At 64.9% G+C, this 16,155-nt stretch carries 8 protein-coding genes and 3 pseudogenes; 3 read left to right on the forward strand and 8 right to left on the reverse strand.

Going from position 1 to position 16,155, the window contains the following annotated elements:
- Nucleotides 1-240 precede the first annotated feature (240 nt).
- From FZ025_RS15085 to FZ025_RS15095, 3 genes are all read left to right on the forward strand, one after another.
- On the forward strand, nt 241-2,460 hold the full coding sequence (locus FZ025_RS15085; protein WP_046978163.1) for a TonB-dependent receptor: 2,220 nt from the start codon (nt 241-243) through the stop codon (nt 2,458-2,460).
- 72 nt (nt 2,461-2,532) lie between these two features.
- Nucleotides 2,533-3,549 (forward strand): nucleoside hydrolase, encoded by a 1,017-nt coding sequence (locus FZ025_RS15090; RefSeq protein WP_046978162.1) that lies wholly within the window; start codon nt 2,533-2,535, stop codon nt 3,547-3,549.
- A gap of 390 nt (nt 3,550-3,939) precedes the next feature.
- Entirely contained in the window at nt 3,940-8,907 is a 4,968-nt protein-coding gene (locus FZ025_RS15095; protein ID WP_104558747.1) for an alpha-2-macroglobulin family protein, read from the forward strand.
- A gap of 21 nt (nt 8,908-8,928) precedes the next feature.
- Here FZ025_RS15095 and FZ025_RS15100 read toward each other — a convergent pair.
- From FZ025_RS15100 to FZ025_RS15135, 8 genes and pseudogenes are all read right to left on the reverse strand, one after another.
- Nucleotides 8,929-9,565 (reverse strand): annotated as a pseudogene (locus FZ025_RS15100) (IS5 family transposase); the annotation flags it as partial.
- A 31-nt stretch (nt 9,566-9,596) separates the two neighbouring features.
- Nucleotides 9,597-11,152: pseudogene (locus FZ025_RS15105) on the reverse strand (IS3 family transposase).
- A gap of 68 nt (nt 11,153-11,220) precedes the next feature.
- Nucleotides 11,221-11,397 (reverse strand): annotated as a pseudogene (locus FZ025_RS15110) (transposase); the annotation flags it as partial.
- A gap of 342 nt (nt 11,398-11,739) precedes the next feature.
- Nucleotides 11,740-12,360 (reverse strand): hypothetical protein, encoded by a 621-nt coding sequence (locus tag FZ025_RS15115; RefSeq protein WP_053057339.1) that lies wholly within the window; start codon nt 12,358-12,360, stop codon nt 11,740-11,742.
- An 11-nt stretch (nt 12,361-12,371) separates the two neighbouring features.
- Complete coding sequence (locus FZ025_RS15120) at nt 12,372-13,079, reverse strand: ABC transporter ATP-binding protein (protein ID WP_104559061.1); 708 nt, start codon at nt 13,077-13,079, stop codon at nt 12,372-12,374.
- Between the two features lie 13 nt (nt 13,080-13,092).
- Nucleotides 13,093-14,343 carry an efflux RND transporter periplasmic adaptor subunit gene (locus tag FZ025_RS15125; RefSeq protein ID WP_046980806.1) on the reverse strand — a complete coding sequence of 417 codons (1,251 nt, stop codon included), beginning with the start codon at nt 14,341-14,343 and terminating at the stop codon, nt 13,093-13,095.
- 2 nt (nt 14,344-14,345) lie between these two features.
- Nucleotides 14,346-14,564, reverse strand: coding sequence for a hypothetical protein (locus FZ025_RS15130; protein ID WP_046980807.1), 219 nt, complete (start codon nt 14,562-14,564; stop codon nt 14,346-14,348).
- A 392-nt stretch (nt 14,565-14,956) separates the two neighbouring features.
- Nucleotides 14,957-16,104 (reverse strand): IS3 family transposase gene (locus FZ025_RS15135; protein WP_208803671.1). Its coding sequence is split into 2 segments (ribosomal slippage): nt 14,957-15,828 and nt 15,828-16,104, totalling 1,149 coding nucleotides; the frame shifts between segments, so codons are not numbered across the junction.
- Between the last annotated feature and the right edge of the window lie 51 nt (nt 16,105-16,155).

The following is a 16,155-nucleotide window of genomic DNA, read 5'->3' on the forward strand; positions in this document are numbered from 1 at the left end:
CCAATGGCGCCGGCGAACCGGGAGTCCGGAGCCCGATTTCAAGCGTGACCGGGAGCAGGGCCTTCTGGGGGCAGCGCACATGCAGGGCACATGTGGCGGCGCATTGCGCGGTTACAGCCTTAATGCGTTCAAGTGACCGGGACATGCAAAGCATGTGTATTTTGTGTTAATTATGCTGCGGCGCGACATCGCCTGCCGGCGACGCGCCCCGCTCTTGCCCATTCCACTCCGGAGTCCTCCATGTCAGCCAGTTGGTCGCTGCGCACCAGCGCACTTGCCGTAGCCGTCATTTCCGCCCTCTCGTTCGCCGCCGCCGCCCAACAGGCGGACAGCGCGGACGGAGTCGCCCGCCTGGATACGGTCAAGGTCACCGCCGAGCGGCGCGCGGAAGATTCCAAGGACGTGCCGATCTCCGCCAGCGTGCTGCGCCCGGAGTACCTGGACGCGATCGCCACCAGCGGCTCGGACGTGCGCGTGCTGGCCGGCAAGGCGCCCAGCCTCAATGTCGAATCCTCCAATGGCCGCGTGTTCCCGCGCTTCTATATCCGCGGCTACGGCAATACCGACTTCAACACCTACGCCTCGCAGCCGGTGTCGCTGGTGTACGACGACGTGGTGGCCGAGAACGCGTTCCTGAAGGGCTTCCCGATCTTCGATCTGGAAAGCCTGGAAGTGCTGCGCGGACCGCAGGGCACGCTGTTCGGCCGCAACACCCCCGCCGGCGTGGTCAAGTTCAACTCGGTCAAGCCGGCCATCGGCGCCAACGACGGCTACGCCAGCCTGTCCTACGGCACCTACGGCACCATGACCATGGAAACCGGGCTGAGCATCGCCATGGGCGACAAGTGGGCCGCGCGCGTGTCGGCGCTGGGCCAGCGCCGCGACGACTGGGTCGACAGCACCGTGGACAACCGTTCGTTCGAGGGCTACACCGACTCGGCGGTGCGGGTGCAGCTGCTGTTCCAGCCCGGCGAGGATTTCAGCGCATTGTTCAACGCGCATGCGCGCCACCTCGACGGCACCGCGCGGCTGTTCCGCGCCAACATCTTCCGCCCCGGCAGCAACAAGCTGGTCGCCGGCTTCGATCCGGACAAGGTGTCCATCGACGGCGGCAACACCCAGGAACTGCAGACCTACGGCGGCAGCGCCAACCTGAGCTGGGACCTGGGCGACATCGTGCTGCACTCGATCACCGGCTACGAGGGCATCGGCAAGTACTACAGCCGCGGCGACATCGACGGCGGCTACGGCGCAGTGTTCGCGCCGCCGTCGGGGCCGGGCACGATCCCGTTCCCGGTGGAAACCGCCGGCGGCATCAAGAACCTGGACCAGTACTCGCAGGAGCTGCGCGCCGAATCGCAGTACGCAGGCCCGCTCAACTGGCAGGCCGGCCTGTACTATTTCCACGATTCGGTGGAAGGGGAGAGCTACACCTACGACACCCTGGGCGGCGGTGCGCTGGCCAGCTATCAGCTGACCCGCCAGCGCAATACCTCGTGGGCCGCGTTCGGCTCGCTGAACTATGCCGCGACCGATCGCCTGAACCTGCGCGCCGGCATCCGCTACACCTACGACAAGAAGACCTTCGACGTGCTGGCGCTGGACCGCGTCACCCTGCTCGAGCCGTCCACCGGCAGCACCGACAACTCCAAGGTCACCGGCGACCTCAGCGCGACCTATGCGATCAACGACGACGTCAACGTCTACGCCCGCGCCGCGCGCGGCTTCCGCGGCGCCAGCTTCGGCGAGCCGTCGGCGACCGCGCCGCTGACCGTGGCCGCGCCGGAGACCGTGGACTCCTACGAGATCGGCATCAAGTCCGACCTGTTCGACAAGCGCGCGCGCATCAGCTTCGACATCTACGACTTCCGGGTGAAGAACCAGCAGCTGACCGCGGTGGGCGGCACCTCCAACGACGTACGTCTGCTCAACGCCGACAAGTCCAAGGCGCGCGGCGCCGAGTTCGATTTCGAGGCGTTGATCACCCAGAACCTGCGCGTCACCCTCGGCGGCGCCTACAACTGGACCCGCATCGAGGACTCGACCCTGTCGGTCGGCGTGTGCCGCAGCTGCACCGTGACCGATCCGCTCAATGCCGCCGGCAATGCCATCATCGACGGCAACACACTGCCGCAGGCCGCCAAGTGGATGGGCAACGCCACGCTGCGCTACGGCATCCCGGTCGGCGACGCCGCCGAGTTCTTCTTCTACACCGACTGGTCCTACCGCAGCGAAGTCAACTTCTTCCTGTACGACTCGCGCGAGTTCGTCGGCCAGCCGCTGCTCGAAGGCGGGGCCAAGATCGGCTACAACTGGGACGCCGGCGCATACGAGGTCTCGGTGTTCTGCCGCAACTGCACCAACCAGATCCGCGCCACCGGTGCGATCGACTTCGACAACCTCACCGGCTTCATCAACGATCCGCGCATCGTCGGCGCGCAGTTCCGCGCCAATTTCTGATCGGCGCGGCCAGGCGATGAACCAGCGACCGCCGGCTATCATGCCGGCGGTTTCTTTTTGCGGGAGGCGCGCATGCGCAGTCTGAAACGGTGGGCGGCGCTGGCGCTGCTGGGCTTGGCATCGGCCGCTGCCGCGGCGGCTCCGGCCGCGGCCAGTGCGCCGGCGCAGAAGGTGGTCGTATCCACCGACGTCGGCGACGACATTGACGATGCGTTCGCGCTGGCGCTGCTGCTGCGCAGCCCGGAGCTGGAGGTGCTCGGCATCGCCTCGGCCTGGGGCGACACCGGGCTGCGTGTGCAATTGTTGCAGCGGTTGTTGCAGCAGGCCGGACGCAGCGAGATCGCGCTGGCGATCGGCCACAAGACCGCCAGCAGCATCCCCTTCAGCCAGGCGCGCTGGGCGGCGCAGGGCACGCTGCCGCGCAACGCAGCGGACGCGGCGGACTTGATCCTGGCGCAGGCGCGGCGCCATCCCGGCCAGGTCACGCTGCTGGTGCTCGGTCCGCTGACCGACGCGGCGCGCGCGCTGCAGCGCGACCCGCGCGGTTTCGCTCAGCTCAAGCAGGTGGTGCTGATGGGCGGCGCGGTGCGCGCCGGCTACGGCAAGTCGCGCTACCGGCCGCCGAACCCGCCGGTGCCCGAATACAACATCGTGTCCGACATCGGCGCCGCGCAGCGCGTGTTCGCCGCCGGCGTGCCGATCGTGATGCTGCCGCTGGACGCGACCCAGGTGACCCTGGAGGAACCGGAGCGGGTGGCGCTGTTCGCGCACGGCGATCCGCTGACCGACGCGCTGACCCAGCTCTACTACCAGTGGCGCGACACCGACCAGCCCTGGGCCAGCGCCACGCCGACCCTGTTCGACGTGGTGCCGGTGGCGCAGCTGCTCGACCCGGGCCTGTGCCCGACCGTGCCGCTGCGCATCGCCGTCGACGATCAGGGGTATACGCGGGAAGTGCCGTCCGGCGGCGGGGCAGGCGGCGCTGCGGCTGGTCGCCACGCCGCAACCGGCGGCGCCAACGCCCAGGTCTGCCTGGCACTGGACCGGCCGCGGTTGATCGCGCTGTACATGCAGCGCTTGTTGCGCTGAGGCGGCGGCCAGTCCGCCGCTTCGTTCGTCGCGGCTGAAGCTGCTCCCACAAGGAACTCGCAGCCAATTCGCCGGGTGCACTGTGGGAGGGACTTCAGTCCAGACTGCATCCGGGCCGGGCGAATCAGTTGCCTGGCTGGCCGCTTCCACGGCGATGTCTGGGGAGACGATGGCATGTCGGCTCGGCCAGGGCGCGCGGAGGGCGCCGCCGCCGATGTGCCCGCAACCTGGGCACCACAATCGCGGCGCGCGCGGCCTGGCCGCGGCGTCCGCCGCCGTCCCCGACCGCCTTGTCAGGCCCGGGCGAACGCCGCGTTCGCAATCTCTATTCCGTCCCTCCGGCCGCCATGTCCGCGTTCTATACTCGCGCCACTTTCATGGAGCGAACGTATGCACACGGATTCGAAGCGGCAGTGGCGCCTCCTGCGCGCGGGGCTGTTGAGCACCTTCCTGCTGCTGGGCCTGGCGCTGGCGCTGGGCGGCTGCAAGCGCAACGAATCCGGGCAGTTGCCCGACGCCAGCGGCGAGCCGGTGAAGGGACAGAAGCAAGCGATGAAGGGCTTCGGCCTGGTCCGCGCCTATCCCGACCAGAAGGGCGACGGGCTGTCGCTGGCGCTGGAGTTCTCGCGGCCGCTGGTCGGCACCCAGGACTTCGACAAGCTGCTGCGCTTCGAGGAAAAAGTCGGTACCGACGACAGCGCCTGGTCGCTGTCCGACGACGGCAAGACCCTACGTTATCCGTACGTGGAGGCGGCCAAGGACTACACCGTGCTGATCTCCGCCGACCTGCTCGCCGCCGACGGCAGCCGCCTGGGCAAGCCGCTCAAGCAGAAGGTCTACACCGGCGAACTGGAGCCGGCGGTCGGCTTCGCCTCGCAGGGCAGCGTGTTGCCGGCGCGCGAGAGCCGCGGCCTGCCGGTGGTGTCGCTCAACGTGCCGGAAGTGGACGTGGAATTCATGCGGGTCAAGGAAGGCGCGCTGCCGGCGTTCTTCGCCCAGTACCAGCGCGGCGGCCGCCGCGGCAGCTGGGAGATGGACAGCGACTACAGCGAGCACACCCCGATCGCGCAGCTGGCCGAGTCGGTCTACGTCAACCGCTTCGTGCTCGGCGGCGACAAGAACGAACGCGCGCTGACCTATCTGCCGATCCAGGACATCAAGGAGCTGCAGGCGCCGGGCCTGTATTTCGCGGTGATGAAGCGCCCGGGCCGCTTCGAGAACGAATACGACACCGCGTTCTTCACCGTCAGCGACATCGGCCTGCACGCGCGCGCCTACAAGGACAAGCTGTTCGTGCACACCGCCGCGCTGCAGAGCGGCGAGCCGCTGAAGAAGGTGGAACTGCGCGTGCTCGACGCCAAGGGCGAGCTGTTCCTGAAAGGCGAGACCGACGCCAACGGCAACGCGCTGCTGAACTACACGCTCGACGCCGGCCAGGTGCTGGTGGCGCGCAGCGGCACCGACCTGTCGATGCTGCCGTTCAACCAGCCGGCGCTGGACCTGAGCGAGTTCGCCGTGGCCGGGCGCGAGAACGCCTGGTTCGACGTGTTCGCCTGGTCCGGCCGCGACCTGTACCGCCCCGGCGAGACGGTGCGCGTGTCGGCGCTGCTGCGCGACAACGACGGCAAGCCGGTGGCGACCAGCGGCAAGGGCGCGCAGCCGGCCGGCGGTCAACCAGTCTTCCTGCGGCTGAAGCAGCCCGACGGCAAGATCTTCCGCGAGACCCGCCTGCAGCCGGGCGAGCAGGGCTATTTCAGCTTCGAGCAGCTGATCCCCGCCGATGCGCCGACCGGGCGCTGGCAGGTGGAGTTCCGCACCGATCCGTCCAGCAAGGAAGCGGTGCAGGGCATGACCCTGCGCATCGAGGAGTTCCTGCCCGAGCGCATGAAGCTGGACCTGGACAGTGCGCAGAACACGCTCAAGCCGGGCGAGCCGTTCAAGCTGCAGGCCACCGCCGCCTACCTGTACGGCGCGCCGGCCGATGGCAACCGCTTCACCGCCAAGCTGGCGGTGGCGGTCGAGCAGCATCCGGTGGAAGCGCTGCCCGGCTATTTCTTCGGCGACCCGACGCTGCAGCTGCCGCGCGAAGCCAAGGACGTGATCGATACCGAATTCGGCGCCGACGGCAAGATCGCCGAAGACCTGGCGCTGCCGGACGAAGCCAAGCCGACCAGCAGCATCGCCGCGCTGGTCTCCGCCAGCGTGTACGAGACCGGCGGGCGCACCGTCACCCGCACGCTCAAGCGCGTGCTGTGGCCGGCGCCGGCGTTGGTCGGGGTGCGCCCGCTGTTCGACGACAAGGACGGCGCCGACGCCAACGCCAACGCGCGCTTCGAGCTGATGCGGGTGGACGCGCAGGGCAAGCCGCAGCCGGCCAAGGGGCTGAAGGTGACGCTGGTGCGCGAGCTGCGCGACTACCACTGGGCGTTCACCGACAACCGCTGGGACTATGACTTCACCCGCCGCTTCGAGAACAAGCAGACCCTCACCGTCGATGCCGGCAGCGGCGCGGCCAAGTTCGACTTCCCGGTGGAGTGGGGCGAGTACCGCGTGGACGTGTTCGATCCGTCCACCGGCCTGACCACGCGCTATCCGTTCCGCGCCGGCTGGAGCTGGAACGACGAGAACCGCGGCCTGGACGCGCGTCCGGACAAGGTCAAGCTGGCGCTGGACAAGACCGGCTACAAGGCCGGCGACACGCTCAAGGTCACCCTGACCCCGCCGCATGCCGGTCCCGGCGTGCTGATGGTCGAGAGCGACAAGATGCTGTACGTGCAGGACATCGACGTGAAGCCGGGCAGCCGCTTCGAGATCCCGGTGACCAAGGACTGGGAGCGCCACGACGTCTACGTCACCGCGCTGGTGTTCCGCGGCGGTTCGGCGCCGAGCAAGATCACCCCGGCGCGCGCGGTCGGCGTGGCCTTCGTGCCGATGGAGCGCAAGACCCGGCGCGTGGCGGTGGGCCTGGTCGCGCCCAAGCAGATGCGTCCGGAGCAGCCGCTGCCGGTGACGGTCAGCGTGCCGGAACTGGCCGGCAAGCAGGCGCACGTGACCCTCTCCGCGGTGGACGTGGGCATCCTCAACATCACCCGCTTCCCGGTGCCTGACGCCAACGCGCAGTTCTTCGCGCAGCGGCGCCTGGGCGTGGACGCCTACGACATCTACGGCCGGGTGATCGAGAGCTTCGAGGGCGGCACCGGCAAGCTGCGCTTCGGCGGCGACATGGCGCTGGCGGCGTTGCCGCAGGCCAAGCGCCCGACCGCGCGGGTGCAGACCGTGGACCTGTTCTCCGGCTCGGTGCAGCTCGACGCCAAGGGCAACGCGCGGGTGCAACTGCCGGTGCCGGACTTCAACGGCACGCTGCGCGTCTCGGCGCTGGTGTATGCGGACGAGCGCTACGGCAACCGCGACGTGGAGACGCTGGTGCGCGCGCCGATCGTGGCCGAGGCCAGCATGCCGCGGGTGCTGGCGCCGGGCGACCGCAGCACGGTCACCCTGGACGTGCAGAACTTCACCGGGCAGCCGGGCGAGTTCAAGGTGCGGGTGGACGGCGAAGGCCCGCTGGCGATCGCCGAGAACGCGCGCAGCGCCAAGCTCGGCAAGGACGGCAAGGCTACGCTCAGCTTCCCGCTGGTGGCGCAGGAGGGCTACACCGTGGCCAAGGTGCGGCTGCGGGTGGACGGCAACGGCTTCGCCGTGGACCGCCGCTACGACCTGCCGGTGCGCGCGGCGTGGCCGTCGGTGCTGCGCGCGCAGACCCGCGTGCTGGACACGTCTGCGACCGGCGGGCTGGCGCCGGTGACGCTGGGCATGAGCGATGCCGAGGGCCTGATGGCCGGTTCGGTCAACGCGCGCATGCTGGTCAGCGCGTTGCCGCCGATCCCGTTCGCCAGCGCGCTGCAGGGCGCGCTGAACTACCCGTACGGTTGCGCCGAGCAGACCACCAGCAAGGGCTACGCCGCGCTGCTGCTCGACGACGCCACCGCCAGGCTGCTCGGCGCCAAGGGCCTGGACGCGGCGACCCGCCGCGAGCGCATGGAAGGCGCGTTCGGCCGGCTGGCCTCGATGCAGATTTCCAGTGGGCACTTCTCGATGTGGGGCGACGACGGCTACGTCAATCCGGGCCTGACCCCTTACATCGCCGAGTTCCTGCTCGACGCCAAGGACGCCGGCTTCGCGGTGCCCGACAACGTGCTGCAGAAGGCCTTGAACCGGCTCAGCGAGGACCTGCTGTCCGGCGGCAACAACTTCTACGGCCAGGACCGCCGCGAGTACCTGAAGTTCGCCAACCAGGCCTGGTCCGGCTACGTGCTGGCCCGCGTCAACCGCGCTCCGCTGGGCACGTTGCGCGCGCTGTACGACAACGACCGCGGCAAGGCGCTGACCGGCCTGTCGCTGGTGCACCTGGGCGTGGCGTTGTCGCTGCAGGGCGACAAGAAGCGCGGCGAAGCGGCGATCGCGGCCGGCTTCGCCAAGGATAGCGGCGAGCGTCCGCCTTACTTCGGCGACTACGGCAGCGTGATCCGCGACGACGCGCTGATGATCGCGTTGCTGCACGAGCGCGGCCTGGCCAAGCCCGAGGACGACGCGCGCGCGGTGGCGCTGGGCCGCGAGATCGACGCGCGCCGCCGCAGCGGCTGGCTGTGGCTGAGCACCCAGGAGCAGGTGGCCTTGGCGCGGATGGGCAAGGCCTTGCTGGTCAACCAGAGCAAGCTGGTGTCCGGGCAGTTGGCGATCGGCGCCGGCAGCGAGGCGATCGGCGCGGCCAAGGCGTTCGGCCGCCAGTTCGGCGAGACCGAGCTGGCGCGCGGGGTCAGCTTCGTGCCGCAGGGCGAGGCGCCGCTGTACGCCAGCCTGGAAATCGCCGGCATCCCGCGCAAGGCGCCGGAGGTGGACGAGAGCACGCTCAAAGTGGAGCGCGAGTGGTACGGCACCGACGGCACGCCATGGACGCCGCGGCCGCTGAAGGAAGGCGAAGCGCTGATCGTGCGCGTCACCATCACCGCCAACGTGGGCATGCCCGATGCGCTGTTGACCGACCTGCTGCCGGCCGGCCTGGAGATCGAGAACTTCAACCTGGGCGATGCCAAGCAGTGGGCCGACGTGGTGGTGGACGGCATCGAGATCAGCGACCGTTCCGAGGCCGCCGACGTCAAGCACGAGGAGTTCCGCGACGACCGCTACGTGGCCGCGCTGAGTCTGGGTTCTGGCAGCAAGGCGCAGGTGTTCTACCTGGTGCGCGCGGTGACCCCGGGCACCTACACGGTGCCGCCGCCGCTGGTCGAGGACATGTACCGTCCCGACCTGCGCGGGGTCGGGCGCAGCAACCCGGGCACGATCAGCGTCGTGCAGCCGTAACGCTGCGCCGCTTTAGAGCGGCTAACAAAACTCGGGAAGACGTCGAAGGCAGATGATCGAGCAGGCGAGAGAGAGCAAGGCCAGATGGAGATCGATTCGGCGTTCGAAACGGGTGCGCATCTTGCCCATGCCCGCGAACCAAGCATGCGTGCGCTCCACCACCCAGCGATGTCGCCCCAGCCGGTCATTGCGCTGCGCTCGATCCCTTTGCGCGCGATGTGGGCGCTGATCCCTCGTCGTTTGAGATGCGCGCGGCAGCGCTCGCTATCGTAGGCCTTGTCGGCATGCAGTTTGTCTGGCCAGCGTCGCGGACGTCCCTGCTTGCCGGCGATCAGAGGCAAGGCATCCACCAATTCTTCGAACACCACTGAGTCATGTCGGTTGGCTCCGGTGACGCACACCACCAGAGGAATGCCGTGACGATCGGTGATCAGATGCCGTTTGCTGCCGAGCTTGCCGCGATCGGTCGGATTTGGCCCGGTGTATGCGCCCCCCAGGGGGAGGCCACACTGGCCGCGTCCAGGCTGGCCCGGCTCAGATCCAGCATGTCGGCCCGGCGCAGCTCGGCCAGCAAGGCATGATGCAAACGATGCCACACGCCGGCGGCCTGCCAGTCGCGCAGACGCCGCCAGCAGGTCATGCCGCTGCCGTAGCCCAGTCGGTGCATGTCAAGATAGTTGTCGCCTGATTCATGCGGCTTCTTGAGTTTCAGTGGCTGCCGCGACGGCGGCCTCCTTCTCCGGATTCAACGCGACGGCAGTGATGCGCTCCCAGTTCCGGGTTCGACCGCTCCAGCGTGCCGGGTTGGCCTGACGTGCTTGCTGGTACAGCCCATGACGGGCCTGGAGGATGGCCAGGTCCTGTCCGGCGTGCCGCTGCTCGGGGCTGACATAGCCGATGCTGCTGTGGCGATGCTCGACGTTGTACCAACGTACGAAGTTCGCTGCCCATTGGCGCGCGCCGTCGAGGTCGGCAAAGCCGGTGGCCGGGAACTCGGGGCGGTACTTGGCGGTGCGGAACAGCGATTCGACGAAGGCATTGTCGTCGCTCACGCGCGGGCGCGAGTACGACGGCTTGATGCCCAGCCAGTACAGCATCGCCAGCACGGTGGTGGCCTTGAACGAGGCGCCGTTGTCGCCGTGTAAGACCGGGCGGTGTGCGGGATCCTGAAGCACGATGTTCTCGGCCAGCGCCGTGCGCCTGACCAGGTGCGTGGCATGTTCTGCCCCATCGCTGTCGTGCACCTCCCAACCGATGATCTTGCGGCTGTACAGATCCATGATCAGGAACAGGTGGAACCAGCGACCTGCCACCTCGGCCGGCAAGTAGGTCATGTCCCAGCACCAGACCTGGCCCGGCGCCGTGGCGATATGCGTGCTCGGCGCCCGGCTGGGGCGCGGGGCGCGAGCACGGCCGCGGCGGGCGTTCTGGCCGTATTCGCGCAGGATGCGGGCAAAGCTCGATTCGCTGGCGATGTCGCGGCCTTCGTCGGCCAGCATCGGCACGATGCGCGCCGATGGCATGTCGGCAAAACGCGGTTCGTTGGCGACGTTCAGCACTTGAGCACGCTCGTCCTCGGTCAACGCATGCGCTGGGCGCTTTCGTACCGCGTGTGGACGTCGATCGCCAGTGACCAGACTGTCATTGGACCTCCATCGTTGCAGGCTGCGGACATCGATGCCGGCAATGCGACAGGCCTGTCCCAGCCGGGCACCATCACGGGGGGCTTGTTCGATGTCGGCCACCAGGCTTTGACGATCTTCCAGAACGATCATTCGTCCTCGCCTTTGCTGAAGATCGTCTCGAGTTTTTTTGACAGCACCAGCAACGCGGCCGTCTCGGCCAGCGCCTTGTCCTTGCGCCGCAACTCGCGCTCAAGCTCCCGGATACGACGCCGGTCCTGTTTGTCCTGTCGAGTATCGGCTCCAATCTCGCCAGGCTCGGCCAAGCTGCGCTGGGCCGCCTCGCGCCACCGCGTCAGCTCTTGCGGGTACACCCCGTTGCTGCGGCACCATGCACCACGCGAAGCCTCGTCCAGGCTGGCCGTCGTCAACACCGCATCGAACCGCGCCGCCGACGTCCACAGCCGCTCACGTTGCGGTTCGGCCAGCGACTGGCTCAGCCAACGCTCCAGCGTCGCTTCGGAGACGCCACTCTCCCGCGACACATCGCTTACCGCCGCGCTCTCCGGCGGCAGCAAACGCGCCACCGCCCTGTTCTTGAACTGTTGTCCGTATCGTGCCACTTCAACCTCTCGTCATCGCCCCTTGGCTTCGGATCCTATCGGGGCGACAACTATTCTGACGTAGGGGGCAGTTCCAGCGGCAGATCTTCCCAAGGGATGCCGGTGCGCAGGACGTAGATGATGCCGTTGAGGGCTTGCTGATCACCGATGCGCGGTCGCCCTCCCTTGGGCGAGGGCTTCACTGGGGGGATCAACGGTTCGATGCGCTTCCACAGCGCGGCGGGAATCTCTTTGCGACGTGCCATGCAGATGATTTTGCCATCACTGTGCAGGTTTTCAAGATGGTTTTGTTAGCTGCTCTTAGCCTGGCCAATTGCGTGCGGCGCGGACTGCCGCCTGTATGCGCCGCCGATCAGGCGCGATCCGGTGCGATGGCGTGGCGCCGCCGCCACGTCGCACTTGTCGATCCGTCTCATGATGGCTGCTGGTGACGCAGCCGATGGAGTGTGCGCTGCGCGACGAAGATGCGCTGGCGTTCCGCCGACGCAGTGCGTGCTCTGCCACGATATCAACAAGTCGACGGCGCCGATCGCGTCGATGGCCGACACGCTGTGACGTGTGCCGGGCGGTAGCTAAGAATTAGATTACTAGCCAGAGGCTGGTCCGCTCCAGGGGGTGGGCCCAAGCTTCCGTCTTCCGTTGAAAATCTTGTCCTTATTCGGTCCTGACGCGTCAACGAAATGGAAGAACGCTTGGCACCAAATTCCTGACGACAAGGGCTCGCGCCAGTGAGGGAGCTCAGTGCCCTTGTAGATCAAGGCGTCCCCAATCTCGAGGGAAACCGGTAGATCACGATCTCGACTGGTGAGCCATATAGGCCACTCGCCAGGAGCATTCTTGTGCCCAATGGTAACTGTCGCGCTGATTTCACAGGCGCTGTGATCGACATGCTTGGTCAGTTTCGATTCGCTCGTATAGATGCGGGCGAAAGAGTAGGTGGGGAGTAGGGACTTCCCGATAGCCTGCTCAATGCTGGACATCACGTCGAGCATAAGTGCTTCGCTCAGCGCGTCAGCATACCTATCCAGTGCCTTGACCTTTTCATAAACTTTGTAATAACCGGGAAGATCCACGTATGACGCGTAGTATCTGAAAGCGACGCTCAGGATTTCCTTGGATAACAGGCTTCTGTGTATGGCGTAGCCGTCATCATTAAAACTCTTGGCCAAATGGCCGAAATTATCTTTAGCGGCAGCATCAATAGGCATGACAGGGCGTCTCAATGGGCATTGACCGAGGACTCATTGGCAACGAGTCCATCCAGCATGTGGATCTGGCGATCGGCCAGTTGTGCGTGTTGGGGATCGTGGGTAACCATGCAAATGGTCGAGCCGCTCTCGTTGAGGCGTCTAAGAAGTTGCATGATGACTTCTCCGTTTTTAGTGTCCAGGTTGCCTGTCGGCTCGTCAGCCAGGATGATTGGTGGCTCGCCGACAATGGCTCTGGCTATCGCAACGCGTTGCTGTTGGCCGCCGGAAAGCTGGGCGGGAAAATGGGCGGACCGATGGCTGAGTTCAACCAGATCAAGGGCCTTTTTTGATCTTTCAATCCTTGATCCTTTGTCGATGTCCTTGCGGAATGTTAAAGGTAGCGCGATATTTTCAATGACAGACATGTCGCCGATCAGATTGAACGACTGAAAGATGAATCCAATCTTGCGATTGCGTAGCGCTGATAGGGACGACTTTTCTAACGTCGATGTATCGACTCCATCAATGAAATAATTTCCAGACGTAAGTGAGTCTAGCAGTCCAAGGATGGATAGTAGGGTTGACTTGCCGCAGCCAGACGGTCCGGTGATGCTGACAAACTCGCCGCGCTTAATTTCAATGTCGATGCTTGAAAGGGCGTGAGTTTCGATCTCGTCGGATAGAAATATCTTTGTCGCATTTTTCAGTGAAATAACTCTACTAACATTCGCGTCCATGATGTCGGCTCCGTCACTTGATTTTCAACTTGTTTGCGTCTTCGAATTGGCTGGTATCAGATAGGATGATTTTGTCTCCTGCAGCGAGCCCGCGAACCTCGATTGTGTCGGAGGACTGCTTTCCGTAGGTTACCTCCACGCGCTCGGCCATGTTTTCTCCTTTTAGGCGATACACAGGCATTTTTTCGCCAGGCAAAGCGTTCTGCGGACGTTCTATGAAAGTCGTGTTTGGAACCTTCTCAATCTGGATGATCCCATCAACCGACTGATCTGACCTTAGAGAGGCGTCTCGTTGCTCGGAGAGAGATACTTCAACCAGGATTGCACCTTTATCAACTCTCGGGTTGATGCGCCGGATGAGTCCGTTGATTTCTCCTGACCGCGTTTCCACCTTGACCTCCTGGCCGAGAGCGAGTTCGAATGAGAGCGATTCGGGAACTCGAAGCTCCGCAATGAGCTGGCCCCGCTCCGCAATCCTCGCGAGGTTGGCGCCGGCCTCAATTTGCTGCCCCTCTTCAACGGCGATCTGCTGGACGATGCCGTCCATTCCCGCAGTGATCGAAAGTGCGTCCACTTCGGCACGCCTTAAATTCCTTTCACCTTCGAGCTGCGCTACGCGCGATCTTTCGGCCGCGACCTGGGCTGTAACATAGGCGCGCGTGCCGGCTAGTTTTTTTTCGCTGATCGTAATCTGGTTCGAGAGCTCTTCAGCCTGGGTGATGCTCGTGTTGTATTCAAGTCTCGAAATAACCTGCTTTTCGTAGGCCCTTTCCTCTGCTTTAATGCGAGATACGAGTATCTTATGCTCGCTTCTCCTGCTAATCAGCTCGGATTCGGCATTCAAGTTTTCGAGTTTCAGGTTTGCAATTTTCGCATCAAGCCCATCCCGCGCAGCTGCGTAAGTCGATGATGCGGCCCTGTAGCTCTCTTCAAGACCAGGGTTGGTCAGCCGAATAACTTGAGTGGTGGACAGCACTTCCGTACCGGGCGGCGCAACGATTTTATCAACGCGGGCCGTCGTTCTCGCGGTGAGCCAGAGCATTTTTGCTGATACGAGTCTGCCCGATGCTCTCACAGTCCTGGACAAACTGCCGCGCTGCACGGTGCCAACAGTAATGTCGTTTCTCGCAACCTGCGGAGCATTGTCCGAGAGCTTCCAGAAAGCTGACATGCAGGCGAGCAGCACGGTAGAAAGCACCGATGAAATGACAATCAGCTTTTTTCTTTTCCTTGCCGAATTGTTCTGCTGCCGCGGTTTATCCATTATCAATCCATGCGAATAAGGTAAATGAGGTCGACTTTCATCTTCCATGGCAATGCATGTTTCAAGTCGCTATCGAAGGGTCTAGGTATCGCTTCCATGCCAGGGTTCCATGTCTGGGACTGCAATCGAACGGCCTCCATCAAGCTCAAAAATGCTATTGCCGCACCGAAATCGACCTGCGAATGAGGCCAGCAATTTAGGCCGAAGACGTAGTTGACCATGCTTCGTAGGTCGGCTTCAACTGCAATCAAGCGCGGGAACGCACAGGGAGGCCAGCTGTCCGAAGGCGCGCCATCCGACGATACGAGCGGTGGGCGCTGAAATGAGCATTCGTTGCAACTTCCGAGTCGAACGAGCGTGATGGCTGAAATTTAAAAGCACTTACCCTCCATGGATGAGCGAGATGCGATTTCTGCGATGCTGACGCGCTCCGAGTCCTTCGAGCACGGCGTCCGTCCTCATAGCTTCTTCTGAACTTCTGGCTCTTGCAAGGGCTCTTTCGTCAACAGCGCCTGGTGCGGTTGTGGGGTTGCCAGCGTGGCGTAGGGCATAGGGCACTATCGGTGTAACAGCTGTCGTGGTCAAGTTTTGGTGGACACGGAGATAGGGGATTTCAGGTGGTGGCTTTCTCGTAGTCGGCAGGCGATCGATAGCCGAGGGTGGAGTGCAGCCGGTGGGTGTTGTAGAAGGCGACGATGTAATGGGCGATGTCGGCAACGGCCTCGGCGGGGTTGGCGTAGCGGCGCTGCCAGACCCGCTCCATTTTCAGGTTCAGGAAGAACCGCTCCATCACCGCGTTGTCCCAGCAGTTGCCCCGGCGGCTCATGCTGGCGAGCAGACCGTGGCGTGCCAGTAGGTCGCGGTGGGCCTGGCTGGCGTATTGGCTTCCACGGTCGGTATGCACGATCAGCCCCGGCTTGGGCTGGCGCAGGGCGATGGCCATCTGCAAGGCGGTGCAGACCAGCTCGGCAGGCATGTTCGGGGCCATCGCCCAGCCGACCACCTTGCGTGAGTACAGGTCCAGCACCGCGGCCAGGTACAGCCAGCCGCGCTCGGTGCGGATGTAGGTGATGTCGGCCACCCAGGCCTGGTCGGGGGCTTCCGGGTTGAAGCGCCGATCCAGAAGGTTGTCGGCTACCGGCATCTCGTGCCGGCTGTCGGTGGTATGGACGAACTTGCGCTTCCAGCGCGCCTTCAGCCCCTGCTGCTTCATCAGGCGGCGGACCCGATAGCGACCGGCGGGCAGGCCCTGGGCCTTCAGGGCGGCGCACAGCCGGCGGCTGCCGTAGTTGCCGCCGCTAGCCTGGAAGGCCGATTGCAAGGGCGCCGTGAGGGCGCAGGCCCTCGGCGCTGACCGCCGCCGAGCGGCATACACCCCAGAACGGCTCACGCCCACAAGCCGGCACAACCGGGTGGTGTCGGCCTTCTCCTGCCACTGATGGATCATCTGCTGGATCACTTCAGTTCCCGGGCGAAGAAGGCCGATGCTTTTTTTAGGATCGACACATCCTCGCCTAGCCGCTGGTTCTCACGCTCCAGTTGGCGGATGCGTTGCTGCTCGGGGGTCAGCGGCCTGCCTTGTCCCGGCTGGCCAGCCTGCTCGGCCTCGGACTGGGACAACCACCGGCGCACCGCGCTATCGACCAGGTCCAGGTCGCGGCACACCTGGCCCACACTCAGGCCTTGGTCTTGGATCATCTGCACCACCTGTAGCTTGAAGGCGGTGTCGAAAGTTCTACGGCTACGGCTACGGGGCGTCATGTCGTTCAAAGTCCTCGTTGGAGATGATCATCCCCTATCGAGGTGTCCACG

This window comes from Xanthomonas hyacinthi (assembly GCF_009769165.1).
GTDB lineage: Bacteria > Pseudomonadota > Gammaproteobacteria > Xanthomonadales > Xanthomonadaceae > Xanthomonas_A > Xanthomonas_A hyacinthi.

Bases quoted from the DNA above. Each gene is read 5' to 3' on its own strand.
- FZ025_RS15090 (WP_046978162.1), top strand. From the start codon at position 2,533: ATGCGCAGTCTGAAACGGTGGGCGGCGCTGGCGCTGCTGGGCTTGGCA.
- FZ025_RS15130 (WP_046980807.1), bottom strand. From the start codon at position 14,564: ATGGTCAACTACGTCTTCGGCCTAAATTGCTGGCCTCATTCGCAGGTC.
- FZ025_RS15115 (WP_053057339.1), bottom strand. From the start codon at position 12,360: ATGCCTATTGATGCTGCCGCTAAAGATAATTTCGGCCATTTGGCCAAG.
- FZ025_RS15085 (WP_046978163.1), top strand. From the start codon at position 241: ATGTCAGCCAGTTGGTCGCTGCGCACCAGCGCACTTGCCGTAGCCGTC.
- FZ025_RS15125 (WP_046980806.1), bottom strand. From the start codon at position 14,343: ATGGATAAACCGCGGCAGCAGAACAATTCGGCAAGGAAAAGAAAAAAG.
- FZ025_RS15120 (WP_104559061.1), bottom strand. From the start codon at position 13,079: ATGGACGCGAATGTTAGTAGAGTTATTTCACTGAAAAATGCGACAAAG.
- FZ025_RS15095 (WP_104558747.1), top strand. From the start codon at position 3,940: ATGCACACGGATTCGAAGCGGCAGTGGCGCCTCCTGCGCGCGGGGCTG.